13 protein-coding genes are annotated in these 18,648 nt (G+C 61.9%); 11 read left to right on the forward strand and 2 right to left on the reverse strand.

The genetic code is table 11. The features are described from left to right. Nucleotides 1–26 precede the first annotated feature (26 nt). Genes FH08_RS0102470 through FH08_RS0102480 form a run of 3 tightly spaced genes read left to right on the forward strand, consistent with a single transcriptional unit; the run spans nucleotide 27 to nucleotide 7,814 of the window. Nucleotides 27–1,313 carry an efflux RND transporter periplasmic adaptor subunit gene (locus FH08_RS0102470; RefSeq protein WP_035565173.1) on the forward strand — a complete coding sequence of 429 codons (1,287 nt, stop codon included), beginning with the start codon at nucleotides 27–29 and terminating at the stop codon, nucleotides 1,311–1,313. 19 nt (nucleotides 1,314–1,332) lie between these two features. After that, entirely contained in the window at nucleotides 1,333–4,473 is a 3,141-nt protein-coding gene (locus FH08_RS0102475; protein ID WP_031356795.1) for an efflux RND transporter permease subunit, read from the forward strand. Then, the gene (locus tag FH08_RS0102480) at nucleotides 4,470–7,814 is read left to right on the forward strand and encodes an efflux RND transporter permease subunit (protein ID WP_035565128.1); all 3,345 of its coding nucleotides are present in this window, start codon (nucleotides 4,470–4,472) and stop codon (nucleotides 7,812–7,814) included. Before FH08_RS0102475 ends, FH08_RS0102480 begins: the two co-directional genes overlap by 4 nt. 60 nt (nucleotides 7,815–7,874) lie before the next feature. Here the strand turns inward: FH08_RS0102480 and FH08_RS0102485 are convergent, their stop codons facing one another. After that, on the reverse strand, nucleotides 7,875–9,008 hold the full coding sequence (locus FH08_RS0102485; RefSeq protein WP_031356797.1) for an RNA-guided endonuclease InsQ/TnpB family protein: 1,134 nt from the start codon (nucleotides 9,006–9,008) through the stop codon (nucleotides 7,875–7,877). 110 nt (nucleotides 9,009–9,118) lie between these two features. On the opposite strand from FH08_RS0102485, the gene FH08_RS0102490 reads away from it, so the two are divergent. Next, on the forward strand, nucleotides 9,119–10,627 hold the full coding sequence (locus FH08_RS0102490; RefSeq protein WP_051887665.1) for an efflux transporter outer membrane subunit: 1,509 nt from the start codon (nucleotides 9,119–9,121) through the stop codon (nucleotides 10,625–10,627). A gap of 325 nt (nucleotides 10,628–10,952) precedes the next feature. Here FH08_RS0102490 and FH08_RS0102495 read toward each other — a convergent pair whose 3' ends face one another. After that, the gene (locus FH08_RS0102495) at nucleotides 10,953–11,549 is read right to left on the reverse strand and encodes a redoxin domain-containing protein (RefSeq protein WP_031356799.1); all 597 of its coding nucleotides are present in this window, start codon (nucleotides 11,547–11,549) and stop codon (nucleotides 10,953–10,955) included. A 238-nt stretch (nucleotides 11,550–11,787) separates the two neighbouring features. On the opposite strand from FH08_RS0102495, the gene FH08_RS0102500 reads away from it, so the two are divergent. The 7 genes from FH08_RS0102500 to FH08_RS0102530 all read left to right on the forward strand — a co-directional run bounded on the left by FH08_RS0102500 (nucleotide 11,788) and on the right by FH08_RS0102530 (nucleotide 18,641). Continuing rightward, nucleotides 11,788–12,807, forward strand: coding sequence for a LacI family DNA-binding transcriptional regulator (locus FH08_RS0102500; protein ID WP_031356800.1), 1,020 nt, complete (start codon nucleotides 11,788–11,790; stop codon nucleotides 12,805–12,807). A gap of 201 nt (nucleotides 12,808–13,008) precedes the next feature. Then, nucleotides 13,009–13,953 carry a substrate-binding domain-containing protein gene (locus FH08_RS0102505; protein WP_051887667.1) on the forward strand — a complete coding sequence of 315 codons (945 nt, stop codon included), beginning with the start codon at nucleotides 13,009–13,011 and terminating at the stop codon, nucleotides 13,951–13,953. Nucleotides 13,954–14,008: 55 nt separating this feature from the next. Beyond that, complete coding sequence (locus FH08_RS0102510; RefSeq protein WP_031356802.1) at nucleotides 14,009–14,797, forward strand: ATP-binding cassette domain-containing protein; 789 nt, start codon at nucleotides 14,009–14,011, stop codon at nucleotides 14,795–14,797. A 1-nt stretch (nucleotide 14,798) separates the two neighbouring features. Further along, nucleotides 14,799–15,803 (forward strand): ABC transporter permease, encoded by a 1,005-nt coding sequence (locus FH08_RS0102515; RefSeq protein WP_035565133.1) that lies wholly within the window; start codon nucleotides 14,799–14,801, stop codon nucleotides 15,801–15,803. A gap of 3 nt (nucleotides 15,804–15,806) precedes the next feature. Next, the gene (locus FH08_RS0102520; protein ID WP_031356804.1) at nucleotides 15,807–16,886 is read left to right on the forward strand and encodes a phosphotriesterase family protein; all 1,080 of its coding nucleotides are present in this window, start codon (nucleotides 15,807–15,809) and stop codon (nucleotides 16,884–16,886) included. 88 nt (nucleotides 16,887–16,974) lie between these two features. Continuing rightward, nucleotides 16,975–17,733 carry a glutamine amidotransferase gene (locus tag FH08_RS0102525; RefSeq protein ID WP_031356805.1) on the forward strand — a complete coding sequence of 253 codons (759 nt, stop codon included), beginning with the start codon at nucleotides 16,975–16,977 and terminating at the stop codon, nucleotides 17,731–17,733. Beyond that, nucleotides 17,730–18,641 carry a ribokinase gene (locus FH08_RS0102530; protein ID WP_031356806.1) on the forward strand — a complete coding sequence of 304 codons (912 nt, stop codon included), beginning with the start codon at nucleotides 17,730–17,732 and terminating at the stop codon, nucleotides 18,639–18,641. Before FH08_RS0102525 ends, FH08_RS0102530 begins: the two co-directional genes overlap by 4 nt. Nucleotides 18,642–18,648: the final 7 nt, after the last annotated feature.

Raw genomic sequence — 18,648 nt, forward strand, 5'->3', positions numbered from 1 at the left:
TTTCGGAGGGCGTAGGTATGAGCGGTATGAGCGACACCGGTTCCACGCAGGTAAAGCGCTCGACGCGCTGGCGTGTCTTGCTGTTGTTGGTGGTGCTGGTGCTGATAGGAGTCGTGGTCGTGCATTTGCTGCGGGCCAAGAAGCCGCAGCGCGCGACCCCGCCCCAAGTGGTGACGGTCGCCACCGCGACGCTTGGCTCGATGCCGGAAGTTCTGAGCGAGCTGGGCACGGTGACTCCCACCGCCACCGTGACCGTGCTGCCGCAACTGAGCGGATACCTGACTGCTGTCGGTTATCGCGAAGGCCAGGACGTGCAGAAAGGACAGTTCCTTGCTCAGATCGACCCGCGCCAATATGAAATCGACAAGCAGCAGGCCGAGGCAACGCTCGCCAAGGACCGTGCTGCACTCGCACAGGCGCGCGCCGACCTCGTCCGCTTCACGCAACTGAACGAGCGCAAGTCCATTGCTGAGCAGACCTTTGCCGACCAGCAATTCCTCGTGCAACAGGACGAGGCCGCGGTGAAGGTCGACCTGGCCAACATCGCCCAATTCGATCTTGACCTGGCTTATTGCCGCATCACAGCACCGGTGTCCGGGCGCGTCGGCCTGCGCCTCGTCGATCCGGGCAACTACGTGACCGCTTCGTCGTCGCCGGGTATCGTGGTCATCACCACCATGAAGCCCACCACCGTGCAATTCACGGTGCCGCAAGACTCGCTCGCGAGCGTGCTGCAGCGCATGCACGGGGGCGCGAGCCTGCCGGTCACCGCGTACAGCAGCGACAACTCGAAGGAGATCGCCACCGGCACGCTGTACGCAGTGAGCAATCAGATGGCAACGAGCACGGGCACGATTACTCTTCGAGCCACTTTCCCCAACGACGACGAGGCGCTGTTCCCGAGCGAGTTCGTCAACGTCAAGCTACTGGTCGATACCTTGCAAAACGCCGTACTGGTGCCTACGCCGGCAGTGCAAACCGGCGCGCCGGGCGACTATGTCTACCTCGTGAATACGGATAACTCCGTGTCCGTGCACAAGGTCACGCTCGGCCCGAGCGACGGCAAGAACACGGTCATTACGTCCGGGCTTGCGGCGGGCAACATTGTGGTTACCGACGGCACCGACCGCTTGAGCGACGGCGCGAAGATTCAGGCCGCTGCGGCGAAGCCTGCATCGGGCGGCGTGGGCGCCAAGGCACCGGCGTCTGCCGCGCCGGAGTCCACCGCGGGCGCGGCCAGCGGCGCACAGGGTCAGCATAAGCACGCCCACGGCGGCGCCTCGGGCGCAGCCGCGGCCGATGCTGCCTCGTAGAAGCTGAAGCCACGCGCCGATGAATATCTCCCGCCTGTTTATTCTTAGACCGGTAGCCACGTTGCTGCTGATGATCGCCCTCGTATTGGTGGGCCTCGTCGCGGTGCGCGTGCTACCGGTTTCCTCGCTGCCCAACGTCGACTATCCGACCATCCAGGTGCAGACCTTCTATCCAGGCGCGAGCCCGGATGTGATGGCCACCACGGTGACCGCGCCGCTCGAAGTGCAACTGGGCGAGATTCCCGGCTTGCAGCAGATGACGTCCTACAGCTCTGACGGCGCCTCGGTCATCACGTTGCAGTTCGACCTGTCGCTGAACCTCGACATCGCCGAGCAGAATGTCCAGCAGGCCATCAACGCCGCCAACAGCTTCCTGCCGACCGGCCTGCCCGCGCCGCCGACCTATGCGAAGGTGAATCCGGCCGACCAGCCGATCCTGACGCTGGCGGTCACCTCGACGTCGATGTCGCTCACGCAACTGGAAGATGCCGCCAACAACCGCCTTGGGACGAAGATTTCGGAAGTGTCAGGCGTGGGGGTGGTGACCACCAGCGGCGGCAATGTGCCCGCTATCCGCGTTGAAGCGGACCCGCACAAGCTGGCAGCCTATGGCCTGAATATCGACGACCTGCGCACGCTGCTCAGCTACGTCAACGTCAGCCAGCCGAAGGGCAACTTCGACGGTCCGGACCTCGATTACACGATCAACGGCAACGACCAGATCAGCGATCCGAAGGACTACCTGAACACGGTGATCGCTTATCAGAATGGCGCGCCAGTGTTCATGAAAGACGTCGCCAACGTGAGCCAGGCGCCCCAGGATGTCGAGCGCGGCGCCTGGTACAACGGCACGCCGGCCATTGTGCTGAACGTCCAGCGCCAGCCGGGCGCGAACGTGATCGCGACCGTGAACCAGATCATGAAGCAGTTGCCGCAGCTCGAATCTACGCTGCCGGCCGGCATGAAGGTCACGGTCGTCTCGGACAGCACGGGCGTGATCCGCTCGTCGGTCTCCGACGCGGCGCTCGAACTCGGGCTGGCCATCGTGCTGGTGGTGGCGGTGATCTTCGTGTTCCTGCGCAACGTGCCGGCAACCATCATCCCGAGCATCTCGGTGCCGGTATCGCTGATCGGTACGCTGGCCGTGATGTACCAGCTGAACTACTCCATCGATAACCTCTCGCTGATGGCGTTGATCATTGCCACCGGCTTCGTGGTCGATGATTCGATCGTGATGATCGAGAACGTCGTGCGTTATCTGGAGGAAGGCAAGACACCGCTCGAGGCGGCACTCGAAGGCGCCGGGCAGATCGGCTTCACGATTCTATCGCTGACCATCTCCCTGATTGCCGTGCTGATCCCGCTGCTCTTCATGGGCGGCGTGATCGGGCGTCTCTTCAGCGAATTCGCGGTGACGCTCGCGGTCACCATCGTGTTGTCGGCAGTGGTCTCGCTGACCGTGGTGCCCATGCTTTGCGCACGCCTGTTGAAGGCCCAGGCCGAACGCCATCCGAGCCGCTTCGAGCGCATCAGTGAAGGCCTCTTCGACAAAACCCTCGCCGCTTACGAACGCGGCTTGCGCTGGGTGCTGGATCACCAGGTCCTGACGCTGATGGTAGCCATCGGCACCGTCGTGCTGACGGCTGTGCTGTATATCGTGATCCCGAAGGGCTTGTTTCCGGTGCAGGACGTCGGTGTGATCGAGGGGATCAGCGTGGCCGACAACTCGATCTCATACAAGGCGATGGTGACGCGCCAGCGTGCACTCGCCGATGCGATCCTGAAAGATCCCGATGTCGTCTCGCTCACCTCCTACGTGGGGATCGACGGCACCAACTCGACGCTGAACAACGGCCGCTTCCTGATCAACCTGCGCGATCGCGACAAGCGTTCGGACACGGCGCAAGAGATCGCGCGGCGCCTGCAGGATGAAGTCGCCAATGTGTCCGGGATCAAGCTCTACATGCAGCCGGAGCAGGACCTGACGCTCGACACCACGGTCTCGCCTAACCAGTACAGCTTCGTGCTGCGCGGACCAAATCAGCAGGCGTTCCAGAAGTACGTGCCGGAACTGGTTGCACGCCTGAAGGCGATTCCATCGATTGCCGATGTGCAAAGCGATATGAACACCGACGGCCTGAGCCTGAACGTTGAAGTCAACCGGCAACTCGCCGCGCGTTTCGGCATCACCCCGGCCACCGTCGACAACGCACTCTACGACACGCTCGGCCAGCGGATTGTCTCGACCATCTTCCAGCAGTCGGACCAGTACCGGGTCATCCTCGTCGCCAAGCCCGAATCGCTGCCCACCGTGCAATCGATCGGCGATATTTATCTGCCGAGCCAGACGAGCAGCACCGGGCAGGTGCCGCTCTCCGGGATCGCCAAGATCCAGATCGTCAAGTCGCCACTCGTGATCAGCCACCTGGCGCAGTTCCCGGCCGTCACCATCTCGTTCAACCTCGCGAAGGATGCGTCGCTGAGCACGGCGGTCAAGGACGTCCACGCAGCCGAACAGGCGGTCAATCTGCCGCCGTCGATAACGTCCTCGCTGCAGGGCGCGGCGCAAGCGTTCCAGGACTCGCTCTCGAGCGAGGTGTACCTGCTGGTCGCTGCGCTGGTCGCGGTGTATATCGTGCTGGGCGTGCTGTATGAGAGCTTCATCCATCCGGTGACGATCCTCTCCACGTTGCCCTCGGCGGGGATCGGCGCCCTGCTCGCGCTGATGATCGCCGGCAGCGACCTCGACGTGATCGGCATCATCGGCATCGTGCTGCTGATTGGTATTGTCAAGAAGAACGCCATCATGATGGTGGACTTCGCGCTCGACGCCGAACGCAACCATGGCAAGCCCGCGCGCGAGGCGATCTTCGAAGCGTCGCTGCTGCGCTTCCGGCCGATCCTGATGACGACGCTCGCGGCCATGCTCGGCGCCCTGCCCATGCTGCTTGGCAGCGGCACGGGTTCGGAGTTGCGTCGTCCGCTGGGTCTGGCGATCATCGGCGGGCTGACCTTGAGCCAGGTGCTCACGCTCTTTACCACGCCCGTCATCTATCTGTTCTTCGACCGGATGGCGGAGCGCACGAGGCGCTGGCGCAAGCGCCGGGGTGGTGACAGCACGCCGGACACGCCATCTGTTCCGGAGGAGGGTACGCCGTGAACATATCGGCGTTATTCATCCGGCGCCCGGTCGCGACCACGCTTCTGGCGATCGCTATCCTGATGTCCGGCGCGCTCGCCTATTTCCAGCTGCCGGTCGCGCCGCTGCCCAACATCGCCTTCCCGGTGATCGTGGTGCAGGCCAACATGGCCGGCGCGAGCCCGAGCATCATGGCGGCCACCGTGGCTGAACCGCTCGAACGGCGGCTCGGCACGATTGCCAACGTGGAGGAGCTGACATCGATCAGTTATGTAGGGTCGTCGATGATCGTGGTCGAGTTCGGCTTGAACCGCGATATCAACGGCGCCGCCCGCGACGTCGAGGCGGCCATCCAGGCAGCGCGCGCAGACTTGCCGACCACGCTGCGCAGCAACCCGAGCTATCGCCAGTACAACCCGGCGGACTCGCCCATCATGGTGCTCTCGCTGACGTCGGACACGCTCACGAAGGCGCAGCTCTACGACTCCGCGGATTCCGTGATCCAGCAGCAACTCTCGCAGGTCAACGGCGTGGGTCAAATTACGCTGGGCGGCGGTGCCCTGCCCTCGGTGCGCGTCGAATTGCAGCCGGGCAAGCTGAACAGTTATGGCCTGGGCCTTGAGGACGTGCGCGCGGCCATCAGCGCGGCGAACGCCAACAGCGCGAAGGGCCATCTCGAACAGGGCGACCAGCGCTACGTGATCTTGTCCAACGACCAGATCAACAAGGCGGCGCCTTACCGCGACCTGGTCGTCGCCTACCGGAACGGCGCGCCCGTGCTATTGCGCGATGTCGCCCAGGTCAGGGACTCCAACGAAAACATCCGCAACGCCGGGCTCTATAACGGCAAGTCGGCCGTGCTGGTGATCGTCTATCCGATGCCCGGCAGTAATATCGTCAATACGGTCAGGCAGATCAGGAACGTGCTGCCGGCCATCGAGGCGACGCTGCCGAGCAGCGTCCACGTGGGCGTGGCCATCGATCGCTCGGAGTCGGTCCGGGCGTCGGTGGCGGACACCGAGCGCACGCTGTTCATCGCCGTGCTGCTGGTGGTCGGCGTGGTGTTCATCTTTCTGCAGTCGCCGCGTGCCACGCTGGTGCCGGCGGTGGCGTTGCCGCTGTCCATCGTGGGCACCTTCGGCCCGATGTACCTGCTCGGCTATAGCATCGACAACCTCTCGCTGATGGCGCTGACTATTGGCACCGGCTTCGTGGTCGACGATGCCGTGGTGGTGCTGGAAAACATCACGCGCCACCTCGAACTAGGTCTGAGTCCTAAGGAAGCTGCGCTGAAAGGCAGTGGTGAAGTCGGCTTCACGGTGATCTCGATGAGCCTCTCGCTGATCGCGGTGTTCCTGCCCATCCTGCTGATGCCGGGCATTGTCGGCCTGCTGTTCCACGAGTTCGCAGTGACGCTGTCGATAGCCATCCTGATCTCGCTCGTGATCTCGCTGACCGTCACGCCGGCCATGTGCGCGTATGTGCTGAGCCGCGAGCACGCCGGCCATTCCAGGGCTCGCTGGGCAACCTGGGTCGAGGCGCAATTCGATCGTTTCAAAAACGCCTACGCGCGCTCGCTCACCGCCGTGCTGGACCATTCGCTGCTGGTGATCCTGTTGCTGATCGGCTTGCTGGTCGCGAACTTCTTCCTGTTCAAGCTGCTGCCCGCTACCTTCTTCCCGGAGCAGGACACCGGCATCCTGGGCGGGCAGATCATTGCCGACCAGAGCATCTCCTTCCCGGCGATGGAAAAGAAACTCGCCCAGTTGCAGGCGATCGTGCAGAAGGATCCGGCAGTTGAATCGGTGGCGGGTTTTACCGGTGGCCGTGCGCTGAACACCGCGAACGTGTTTATTGAACTCAAGCCGCTGGCCCAGCGCCATGCGAGCGCGACAGAAGTGGTCAACCGTCTGCGGCCCAAGCTGAACGCGGTCTCCGGTGCGCGGCTTTTCCTGCAGGCGCAGCAGGATCTGCGTATTGGTGGACGGCAGTCAGCCGCCGAATACCAGTACACGCTGACAAGCGATGATTCCGCGGCACTGTTCGCGTGGACGCCCAAGCTCGTGACCGCGCTCAACAAGGACCACGATCAGTTGCTCGACGTCAACTCGGACCTGCAGCAAAATGGTCTGCAAACCTACGTCAATTTCAATCGCGCCACGGCGGCTCGTTATGGCTTCGCGCCGAACCAGATCGACAACGTGCTGTATGACGCGTTCGGCCAGCGGACAGTATCGACCATCTACAACGCGCTGAACCAGTACTTCGTGGTGATGGAAGTGGCGCCGCAGTATTGGCAGTATCCGCAGACGCTCAACCAGATTTTCATGAGCACGGCGGCGGGCAATCCGACCGGTTCGCAGCAGACGCAAATGCCGGGCGCAACAGTCAAGGGCGTAACGGCCGCGAGCGCGGTGAGCACCGCGTCGAGTTCGTCGAGCACCAATTCGCTGAACTCGAACGCGCAAGCCAACGCGACCAACAACAGCATCTCCAACAGCAAGGGCGGTAGTTCGAGCGGCAGCGCGGACAGCACCTCGGCCGAGACAATGGTGCCGTTGCCGGTGCTCACCAGCTATGTCAACAACCATACGTCGACCCAGGTGAACCATCAGAGCGGGCTCGTGGCCGCAACGATCTCCTTCAACCTCCCCGCCGGCGGGTCGCTCAGCAAGGCCCAGGTGGCGCTTCAAGACGCGGAGCGCGAAATCGGCATGCCGGCCAGCATCCACGGCGCGTTCGCCGGCGCCGCGCAAGCCTACGCGGCGTCGATGGGCACTATCCCGCTGCTGATCATCGCGGCGCTCGGTGTGGTGTACATCGTGCTGGGGGTACTCTATGAGAGTTCGATTCACCCGCTCACGATCTTGTCGACGCTGCCCTCGGCCGGTATAGGCGCCACCCTCGCGCTGCTGATTTTCGGCACACCGTTTTCCGTGATCGCGTTGATCGGCATGATCTTGCTGATCGGTATTGTCAAGAAGAACGGGATCATGATGGTCGACGTGGCGATCCAGTTACAGCGCAACGAAGGCATGCCGGCCAAGGAGGCGATTCATGCCGCCGCCGTCGTGCGTCTGCGGCCGATCATGATGACCACGTTCGCTGCCGTGCTCGGTGCGGTGCCGCTTGCGATCGGTATTGGCCAGGGCGCGTCGCTGCGCCAGCCGCTGGGTATTACCGTGATGGGCGGCCTGATCCTGAGCCAGGTCTTTACGCTGTACACCACACCGGTGATCTACCTGTACCTGGACCGGCTGCGCTTCAAGCTCGTCAAGTGGTCTTCCGGATTGCCGTGGAACCGGCAAGCGGATCAAATAGGGCCGCCGGAGCAATCGGGGCAAACGGACACGAAGGCTTGACATGCTCCCCGACCTGAAGGACGGAGATTCCCACTTCAAAGAATGCAACCCGACATCATCTCAAAGAGACATGGGACTTACGCTTTCTCCATGGGCTGACACCGCCAGCCCGGCGGCCAAAACATTGCGCGCAGCGTTGATGTCGCGATCGTGGATTGCCCCGCATTCCGGGCATGTCCACGCACGGACCTTTAACGACATTTTGGCGACCGTATGCGCGCAGTCACTGCATCGCTTGCTGGATGGATACCAGCGATCGATACCGATCAGCGTGCGCCCATACCACTGCGCTTTGTACTCTAATTGCCGCCTAAACTCGGACCAGCCTGCATCGCTGATCGACTTGGACAGGCAGCGGTTCTTCTGCATGTTCTTGACGGATAGGTTTTCGATGGCGATTACTTGGTTTTCGTTGATCAACCTGGTCGAAAGTTTGTGCAGGAAGTCCCTACGGGAGTCTGCCGTCCTGGCATGCATGCGTGCGACTTTGAACTTTGCCTTCTTGCGATTGGCCGAGCCCTTTTGCTTCTTCGCGAGGCGCCGCGACAACTTTGCGAGCTTCGCCTCGTTCTTGCGGAATACATTTGGCGCGGCAATCTTCTCGCCATTCGAAAGAATCGCGAAATGGGTAAGCCCTAGGTCAATACCAATCTTTCCAGTGGCGACCGGGCGCGTGCTCACCACGTCGTCGCACAGCATTGAGACGTGGTGCCGGCCCGCCGTGTCCTTCGACACGGTGACTGTCGTTACCCTGGCGCCTTTGGGGATCGCGCGTGACCAGCGGATCGCGAGTGGCTCATCCATCTTCGCGAGCTTGAGCACCGCACCGTCCCACCTGAAAGCGCTCGCGGTATATTCAGCCGACTGCGTGCCATCCTTGCGCCTGAATTTTGGATACTTCGCCCGCTTGGCGAAAAAATTGGTGAACGCAATTTGCAAATGCCGAAGCGCCTGCTGTACGGGGACCGAACTCACTTCGTTGAGCCAAATGTGCTCCTCAGTCTTTTTAAGCGCAGTCAACGCTGCGGAGGTCTCGTGATAACCCATGCGTTCCCCCCGCTCATTCCAAGCATCTGTGCGTTGCCGGAGCATGTGGTTATAGGCGAAGCGCGCACATCCAAACGTTCGCGCAAGAATCGCTTCCTGCTCGGGTGTAGGGTAAAACCGGAATCGGTATGTGCGCTTAGCTTCCATTCATCAGAACATACCACTGAGATGTTTGAGGCTGTCAAGTGGAGAACGGAAGCAGCGTCAAGACCGTCTCCTTTCCTGCACCTTAAGGCCGAGGCTTCTCGGAGACACTGATGAAGATTTCCTCCAAACCCCTGGCCGCCGCGGCGGCCCTGCTGCTCGGCGGCTGCATGGTCGGTCCGGACTACCACCGGCCGCAGGTCAGCGTTCCTGCGACCTTCCGCGAGCTACCCGGCTGGACCCAGGCCGAGCCAAATGCGAGCGGGCCGAAAGGCGCATGGTGGACCGGTTTCAACGATCCGCTGCTTGACGAGCTTGAACCGCAGGTCGAGGTGTCCAACCAGACCGTGGCGCAGGACTATGCCAAATACCAGGAGGCAATCGCCGAGGTGAAGGTCGCACGCTCCGGCCTGTTTCCGGTCATTGGCGTCACCGGCTCGGGCACCCGGCAGCGCAGCGCAACCGGCACGTCGAGCACCAGCGCGAGCCGGAGTTTAAGCGGCATCCAGACGGTGAACAATTCGGGCTCACTCGAGGGCAATGTCAGTTGGGCGCCCGACCTGTGGGGTTCGGTGCGCCGCACGATTGAAGAGAATGCCGCGACCGCGCAGGCCAGCGAAGCGACGCTCGCCAATGCGACGCTCTCCGAACAGATTGCGCTCGCGACCGCGGTGATCCAGTTGCGTACCAGCGACGCCGATATCGACTTGCTGCAGCAAACGGTCAAGGCGTACCAGCACTTCCTGAGCGTGGTGTCTGACCAGGACAAGTTCGGCACCGTCGCGCCTTCGGACGTGATCACCGCGCGCACCCAGCTCGAAACCGCGCAGTCGAACCTGATTGCGCTCGGTGTGGCACGCGCCCAAAACGAACATGCGATAGCGGTGCTGGTCGGCAAGAACCCTGAGGACCTGGTCATCCCGCACAGCACCACGATGCCCACGTTGCCGGCCATTCCGGTTGGCGTTCCTTCGACCCTGCTGCAGCGCCGGCCCGATATCGCGACGGCCGAACGCCAGATGGCGTCCCAGAATGCAGCGATCGGGGTCGCGGTCGCGGCGTATTACCCGACGGTGTCGTTGTCCGCACTGGACGGCTTTACGCAGTCGCCATTGGGCGGATTGCTGCGGGTTGCCAACTACGTCTGGTCACTCGGCGGCAGCGCCACTGAAACGCTGTTCGACGGCGGCGAGCGAAGCGGCGAAGTCGCTGCGGCCAAGGCGGCTTATCAGGCGGCTGTCGCGAATTACCGCGGCACCGTGCTGACCGCGTTTGAAGATGTCGAGAATGATTTGTCCGGCTTGCGGATCCTGGCCGAGCAGTCCGACGCGCTCGATGCCGCCGTGCGCGATGCAAACCGCGGCGCCGAAATTGCCTTCAACGAGTATCAGGCCGGCACCGTGGACTACACCACCGTGGCGACCGCCCAAGCGACCCAGTTGAACAATCAGCAAACCGCGTTGAACGTGCAGCAGTCGAGATTGCTCGATGCCGCTACGCTGATTGGCGACCTGGGCGGCGGATGGTCGGACAGCACGTTGCACGATCCGCGGCATCCGGTGGAAGCGGCTAGTGCTGCGAGTCAGGTGAGTGGGGCGCTGGCGAATCCTGTAAGTCAGTGAAACGGGGGTGTTCACACGGAATGAAACTGGACGCGCCTCCGGACACGAAGGTGCGAATTCTGCATTCGTGCGTACTCGACGAATCGTGTAGTCAACGCCGGCACTTTGTGTCCGAGACGCTTTTTGGCGGGCCGGAAGGGAGCATTCTTACGTCCGTGCGCCGCTGCTAGAGACCGATGATCGAGTTCCGGTGTTTGTTCGGGCGCGGGCAAAAATTCAGAACGAGCCCACATACCCGAGAATATCCAACGGTCAAGCGGAGTAGTCTGCGCGCTCGCCGACACGCTCCCCTATACCGATGTCCGCGATTACCGCCATGCCCCTGCTAATCCTGTTCACCGATCGTTTGAGCGTACGTCCTTCCGTACGGGTAGAAGAGTTCCTTTCGGCCTTGCTGCCATGCCGCCTTGAGTTCGGGCGCCGTGATGTCCCAGTCCGGACGGCATTTCTTCGTCACAGCACGTAGGTCCTGGCGCAGCTCTTCCATAGTGGGACGGCCGAAGAACCAGTAGCCGTTGTAGATCTGATAGATGACGAGACCTGGTTCGAGGACGATCGTGTAGGGAATCATCGGATTGTGGCCCGGGTCGGTGTATTCCGCGATGTCGAGGTCCTTCTGTACGGTACGCCGCGGGTCCGACAGGAAGGGCCAGTGGGCGCCCAGTCCGCTGCGGAATTCATTGGTCTCGGTGATGTTGTCGGTACTGATCGTGACCAGCCGGCAATAGCCGACCTCGAGCTCACGATGCAATTGAACAAGCCCTTCGTGCTGGCGGCGGTCCTTGGGGCAGAAACCTCCGCGGCTCAGGACCAGAACCATGGGGTTCTGCCCTTGCAGGTCTGAGAGCCTCCGGTGTTTGCCGGTGTGATCGGACAGATCATAGTCGGGAAAAGTGGCCCCTGGAATCATGTCGGGTCGCATATGAAGGTATCCTCCTCAATTGTTCCGTGATCGGCTGCCCGTAAATCATACCGCCGTTGTGCAGTGGAATTGCGCAGCAAAAAAACGCAATCTTCAGTCAACTACCGGATGTAGCTAACCGGTGCAGTAACCCTTCGACGTTGTTCACTCGGTTTCCCGACACTCGATCAAGCTCCCTGCCCCCTTCAACAAAATCCCCCGCGTTACACTACGCTCCACTCCAGCGGGGACTCCTCAAGTGGCAAAAGTACCCACGATTCGCGATGTCGCCGAACTGGCGGATGTGTCGAAGGCAACCGTTTCGCGCTACCTGAACGGTAGCCTCGCGCTGCCGCCCGAGACGGCCAAGCGCGTGGACGACGCCGTCGTCGCGCTCAACTATCGCCAGAACAGTCTGGCCCGGCGCCTGAGCATCGGTAGCAGCGAAACCATTGGCCTGGCCATGCCCGAAGTCGCTAACCCGTTCTTCGCGGAGCTCGCGGATGCCGTGGAGGAAGCCGCCTCCGAAAGCGGCTATGGCCTCGCGCTCTGCATCACGCGCAACAAGCTCGAGCGTGAGGCGCTTTATCTGCGCTGGCTCGATACCCGCCACCTCGACGGCCTGATCTTCGCGACCAATCGCCCGGACGACGGCTCGCTGCGCAGCCTGATTGGCGAGCGCGCCAATATCGTGCTGGTCGACGAGGACGTGCCGGGTACCGACGTGCCCAAGGTGTTCGTCGACAATGTGGAAGGGAGCTATCTGGCGACTCGCCATTTGCTTGACGCGGGGCATCGGCGGATCGCGCACGTGACCGGTCCCGAAACGCTGTTCACCGTGCAGGAACGGCTGGAAGGCTACCGCCGGGCGCTGGCCGAAGCACAAGTCCCCTTCGATACCAACCTTGTACGTTACGGCGCCTACGACCGCCGCTTCGGGCGCGCCGCGGGTGCCGACCTGATCGCGTGCGCGCAACCGCCCACCGCGCTGTTCGCCACCAGCGACTACATCGCGGTCGGCGTGCTCGACGCCTTGCGCGAACGCGCGCTGGACGTGCCCGGCTACATGTCGATCGTCGGCTTCGATGACATGGAATTCGCCAGCCTCCTGATGCCGCCGATCACCACGGTGCGCCAGTCGGCCGCCGAGCTGGGCCGGACCGGCGTCGCCCTGCTGGTCGCGATGCTCACCGGCAAAGCCACGTCGTCGCCCACCGTGCGCCGCCTGCCGGTCGAGTTGATCGAACGCGCATCAGTCGGTCCGCCGCGCGCCGATTAGCCTTCGCCTATCTCCGTACTTACCCTTATCTTTTTTTGAAACAGTTGACAGTCCAATACTCGCGGATTAATTTTTATAAACCGGTTTACAAGCGAACGGCGCAATGTCGGTTGCGCCCATGAAGTCCTTCTTTAACCACCGGCCGCGGGGCGCTCATGGAGCGCGCGAGCCACGTCCGGATCAACCAGGAAAGGGATTCCAATGAGCGCAGCAGTGAATTTCCGCCGTATGACCGCCGTCTTGTTGAGCGCTACGTTGCTTTCCATTGCGGGCAGTGCGGTGGCGGCAGGCAAAAAGATCGCCATGGTGCAGATCAACCAGGAGGCGCTGTTTTTCACGCAGATGGACCAGGGAGCCCAGGCAGCTGCAAAAGCCGCGGGCGTCGAGCTTGCCATCTTCAACTCGAACAACGACCCGAGCGCGCAGAACAACGCGATCGAAACCTATATCCAGCAAAAGGTCGATGCCATTCTCGTGGTCGCCATCGATGTGAACGGCATCAAGCCCGCCATCACGGAAGCCAAGAAAGCCGGCATTCCGGTGGTGACCATCGACGCTATCGTCGACGGTGACAACTCAGTGCAAGTCGGCGTGGACAACAAGAAAGTCGGCGAAGACATCGGCAAGTACACGGCGAATTACATCAAGACAAATCTTGGCGGTAACGCGAACATTGGCGTGGTCGGTGCGCTGAATTCGTTCATCCAGAACGTGCGCCTCGATGGCTTCAAGGCGGGCATCGCGACGGTGCCGGGCGCAAAGATAGTCTCTACCGTCGATGGGCAAAACGTTCAGGATCAAGCGCAAACCGCCGCCGAAAACCTGATTTCCGCCAATCCGAATTTGCAGATTGTCTATGCAACCGGTGAGCCTGCATTGATCGGTCTCGTTGCGGCAACATCGGCACAGGACGCCACCGGCCGCGTGAAGATTGTCGGTTGGGACTTGAGCGCCCAGGCCATCAAGGGCATTGATGCCGGCTTCGTGACAGCAGTGGTTCAGCAGGACCCGGAAGGCGAAGGCCACGCCGCCCTGAATGCCGCGATGAAGCTCATCAACAAGCAGCCGGTCCAGAAAAACATCTCGGTACCGGTGACGATCGTGACCAAGGCGAACGTCGGTAAATACCGGGCCATCTTCAAGTAAGCCCGTCAAGTAAGCCCTTCAACCAGGTCCGCTTCGGCTTCCTCGGAGGATCAATATGCAAACCGATGCGGCAACGCCGCGCGTTCGCATGCAGAACATCGCCAAGAGTTATGGCGCCGTGCAGTCGTTGCGCGGCGTTGACCTGCACGTGATGCCCGGTGAAGTGCTCGGGCTCGTTGGCGACAACGGCGCGGGCAAGTCGACCGTCTCGAAGGTGCTGTCGGGTGCGGTGATACCGGACAGCGGCAGCATCGAAATAGACGGCAAGCGGGTCAGTTTCTCCGACCCGGGCGATGCTCGCGCGCATCACATCGAAATGGTTTATCAGGATTTGTCGCTGTGCAATACGGTCGATGTCGCCGGCAACCTGTTCCTCGGCCGCGAGCCCATGCGCCGCATCTGCGGTGTGCAGGTGCTCGATCATCGCAAGATGCATCACGACGCGCGCGACATGCTGAACAACCTCGGTATCCGCATCCCGAGCACGAAGCTGGATGTGGAAAACCTGTCGGGCGGCCAGCGTCAGGCCATCGCGATTTCGCGGGCCGTATCGTTCGATCCGAAAGTGTTGATCATGGATGAACCCACGGCCGCGCTGGCCGTGGCCGAAGTCGAAGCGGTGCTGGAACTCGTGCGCACGATCAGCGAGCGCGGTGTCAGCGTGATCCTGATCAGCCACCGCCTGCAGGACCTGTTCCTGGTGTGCGATCGCATCAGCGTGATGTACGAAGGGCAGAACGTCGCGGACCGGAAGATCGGCGAGACGAATCTGGAGGAGATCGTCGATCTGATCGTGGGTCACAAGTTCAGCGCTCGCTCGGCACGCGCGCTTGCGGAGGATTGACATGGAACTCGCCATGCACGACAACAAGTCCAAGGCGCCGCGCCTGTCGCTCAGGCACTTGCTCGGCCGCAATGCAGGCGTAGCGAGCATCGCAGCATTCTTCATTGTCTGCGCCCTCGCCTTTACGCTCACGACGCACACATTTCTCACCGCCGGCAACCTGCTCAACGTGCTCCGTCAAAGCGCGCCGCTGCTGATCGTCGCCACGACCATGACGCTCGTCATCACGACGGGCGGTATCGACTTGTCGATCGGCTCCACGCTCGCACTGGTGGGCGCGCTCTCGGCCATCGCGTTGCGCGCCGGCGCGCCGGGCATCGTGGTGCTGCTCGGTGGCCTCTCGCTGGGTGCGCTGATCGGCGCCATCAACGGCTACTTCATCGCGTTTGCGGGAATGCCTGCGTTCATCGTGACATTGGGGACACTGTCGGTCGTGCGCGGTATCGCGTTGCTGATCACACAGGGATTTTCAGTGCCGATCGAAAACGACGGCTGGTTCGTCGAACTCGGCCGCGGCCGTTTGCTCGGCGTGCCAACGCCCGCGGTCATCGCGATCGTCACGCTGCTCGCGGGATGGGTCACGCTGCGGCATACGCGGTTCGGGCGCTATGTCACCGGCATAGGTACGAACTCGGAAGGCGTGCGGCGCGCGGGTGTCAACGTGCGCGCCGTCACCCTGAAAGTCTATGTCCTCAGCGGCGCAGCAGCGGGTCTCGCCGGACTTATCACAACGGCGCGGCTCGGCAGCGGGTCGTCGAATCAGGGTGTAGGTTTTGAACTTGCCGTGATCGCTGCGGTTGTGCTCGGCAGTACCGATCTCTTTGGCGGCAGGGGCACCATTCTCGGCACCTTGCTGGGAGCGCTGACCATCGCAGTGCTCGGCAACGGGCTGATCCTGATCAACGTCTCGCCGTTCTATACGCAGATCATCCAGGGCGCGATCATGCTGCTTGCGATATGGCTCAATACGCGCATCTTCTCGGCGCAACGGCGCAAGAAAGGCTAAGCGATGAGTTCGATCTTCCGCCGCGACGCGCCGTTGCCAATCGGCATCGGCAGCGGCCACGTAATGACCGTGCTAGGGCCACTCCCCATCGCGCAGATGGGGGTCACGCTGATGCATGAACACATCCTGCTGGATGCATCGGGGAAATGGGTGCCGCCCAGTTGCTGCAGCGACCGGTTCATCGGTGAGCAGAAGGTTCATATCGGCATTCTGGGTGCGCTGCGGATGAATCCGCTGATGAACCGCGACAACTGCCAGCTGTTCGACGCCGACGTAGCCGTTGAAGAACTGATGCGCTTTCGCGAACTGGGCGGCAATACGGTGATCGATCCGACCAATCTCGGCATTGGACGAGACCCCGCCGCGCTGCAACGGATCTCACGCCGCACCGGCCTGAACATTGTGATGTCGACGGGTTTTTATCTCGAACCCTCGCATCCGGATTACGTGAAACACAAGTCTGTCGATGAACTGGCCGCTCAACTGATTGCCGATGTTGGCGGCGCTGCTGAAAAGCCCGACGTGGTCGCCGGAATGATCGGCGAGATCGGCGTCTCGGCAGCGTTCACGGCCAACGAGGAAAAGTCGCTGCGCGCGGCCGCGCGAGCGAGTGCGGCAACGCATGTGCCTTTGTCCGTGCATCTGCCCGGCTGGGTCCGGCACGGGCATCGCGTGCTCGATATCGTGGCGCAAGAAGGCGCCGACCTGAACCACACCGTGCTGTGCCACATGAACCCGAGTCACATGGACGTGGAGTACCAGCATTCACTCGCCGAACGCGGCGCCTGGCTCGAGTACGACATGATCGGCATGGAGTATTTTTACGCCGACGAGAACGCGCAATCGCCCTCTGATGAAGAGAATGCCCGGGCGATCAAGGCGTTGATCGATGCCGGATTTATTGACAGGATCCTCATGTCGCAGGACGTGTTCATGAAGATCATGCTGACGCGTTTTGGCGGCCACGGTTACGGCTACATCCTCAAGTATTTCGTGCCTCGTCTGCGACGTCATGGCGTGACGAACGAACAGATTGAAACAATGATGATTGCGAACCCGGCGAGAGTTTTCTCGGGCAGATAACGGCAGTTCGCACCACACTATGTGAACCGGTTCCACCTTGCGCCGCGTGCCGCCGACACGGTCCGCCGCGCGCTTAAGGAGCACATGCATGACCAAATCTGTTTTGCTCGCCGGAGAGAGCTGGACGAGCATGTCGACGCACATCAAGGGCTTCGACCAGTTTCCAACCGTGACCTATCAAAACGGCGCCACGATCTTCCTGGATATCTTCAAGGACAGTGACTATGCGATCACGCACATGCCGAGCCACGAAGCGCAGGAAGCCTTCCCCTCCACGCTCGACGGATTGCTTGCTTATGACGCGATCATTCTCTCGGACATCGGCGCGAATACGTTGCTGCTGCATCCTGATACGTGGGTCAGGAGCCAGCGCACACCGAACCGTCTCAAGCTGCTGCGAGAGTACGTCGAGGCCGGACGCGGGCTGATGATGATCGGCGGGTATCTGAGCTTCCAGGGCATCAACGGCAGTGCGCGGTTCCGCAACACGCCGGTCGAGGATGTGTTGCCGGTCACCTGCCTGCCTTACGACGATCGTGTTGAGGTCCCGGAAGGATTCACCGCGAGCGTGGTTGCTTCGCACCCGGTAGTCGAGGGGCTTGGAACGCAGTGGCCTCACTTGCTGGGTTATAACGAAGTGCAGTTGAAAGCGGGGGCGACACTGATCGCGACGGTGCCCGAAACGGGCCACCCTTTGTTAGTCGCCGGGACACACGGCCGCGGACGCACGCTTGCGTGGACCAGCGATATGTCAAGTCACTGGTTGCCACCGGAGTTCTCCGCCTGGGAAGGCAACGCGCGGCTATGGACGAACTGTCTCGACTGGTTGACCTCGGATGAAAAATGAACGCGAATGAAGCGCGCGTTTGCGTTATCGGCAATGCGGCAATCGACCAGGTGTTTCGGGTCGATCACTTGCCGCTTGCCGGTGAGACTTCGCTTGCTATCGATACGTTGCACGACTTCGGCGGCAAGGGTGCGAATCAGGCGGTGATGGCACAACGCGCGGGCGCCCAGGTGCAGTTGTTTGCTGCGCTCGGTGACGACGCCGATGGCGATCGTTTCCTGGCCCGGCTCGTGGAAGAAGGTATCGATGCCCGTCATGTCAAGCGCTTGCCGTGCATGACGGATATCTCAATCGTGACGGTCGACCAGCGAGGCGAGAATACGATCGTGACTCGCAACGATGCAGCGGCTCGCTATGTGCCCTCGCCGGGCGCGGTACTCGATGCAACCCGCAGCGGCGACTGGATAGCCATGCAGGGCAACCTGGGCGAAGCCATCACAGCCGAGATCTTGCGTCACGCGCATGTGGGCGAACGTCGTGCCTTGCTCAACCCCGGACCCGTTTGCTTCGATTGCCGCCCGTTGCTGAACCACGTCGACGTTCTCGTGGTCAATCGCGTAGAGGCCGCGACGCTGACCCGGCTGGAGAACCCCGAGGACGCTGCACGTTCGCTGCGGGCATCGGGCGCAGGCGATGTCATCGTCACGCTGGGTTCCGAGGGTGTCCTCTGGTGCAGCCACGAGCACTTGGTGCTGATACCGGCAAAGACGGCCAACGCCATCGACACCGTGGGTGCCGGCGACGCTTTCTGCGGTGCCCTCCTCGCGGCACTTGCGCAGGGCATAGCCATGACGTCTGCGTTGCAGCGTGCGCAAACCGCCGCCGCGTTCGCTGTCGCAAGGAAGGGTACGCAGGCCGCTTTCCCCAGCCGCGCAGAATTGTTCGCGCTATTCCACTCTCTAACCTGAATTCAAT

Origin of the sequence: Caballeronia sordidicola, from assembly GCF_000729995.1 — a bacterium.
Classification (GTDB): domain Bacteria; phylum Pseudomonadota; class Gammaproteobacteria; order Burkholderiales; family Burkholderiaceae; genus Caballeronia; species Caballeronia sordidicola_A.

Coding starts and splice junctions, on each gene's coding strand:
- FH08_RS0102470 (WP_035565173.1), top strand. CDS start 27: ATGAGCGACACCGGTTCCACGCAGGTAAAGCGCTCGACGCGCTGGCGT.
- FH08_RS0102505 (WP_051887667.1), top strand. CDS start 13,009: ATGAGCGCAGCAGTGAATTTCCGCCGTATGACCGCCGTCTTGTTGAGC.
- FH08_RS0102525 (WP_031356805.1), top strand. CDS start 16,975: ATGACCAAATCTGTTTTGCTCGCCGGAGAGAGCTGGACGAGCATGTCG.
- FH08_RS0102495 (WP_031356799.1), bottom strand. CDS start 11,549: ATGCGACCCGACATGATTCCAGGGGCCACTTTTCCCGACTATGATCTG.
- FH08_RS0102475 (WP_031356795.1), top strand. CDS start 1,333: ATGAATATCTCCCGCCTGTTTATTCTTAGACCGGTAGCCACGTTGCTG.
- FH08_RS0102515 (WP_035565133.1), top strand. CDS start 14,799: ATGGAACTCGCCATGCACGACAACAAGTCCAAGGCGCCGCGCCTGTCG.
- FH08_RS0102490 (WP_051887665.1), top strand. CDS start 9,119: ATGAAGATTTCCTCCAAACCCCTGGCCGCCGCGGCGGCCCTGCTGCTC.
- FH08_RS0102520 (WP_031356804.1), top strand. CDS start 15,807: ATGAGTTCGATCTTCCGCCGCGACGCGCCGTTGCCAATCGGCATCGGC.
- FH08_RS0102485 (WP_031356797.1), bottom strand. CDS start 9,008: ATGGAAGCTAAGCGCACATACCGATTCCGGTTTTACCCTACACCCGAG.
- FH08_RS0102530 (WP_031356806.1), top strand. CDS start 17,730: ATGAACGCGAATGAAGCGCGCGTTTGCGTTATCGGCAATGCGGCAATC.
- FH08_RS0102510 (WP_031356802.1), top strand. CDS start 14,009: ATGCAAACCGATGCGGCAACGCCGCGCGTTCGCATGCAGAACATCGCC.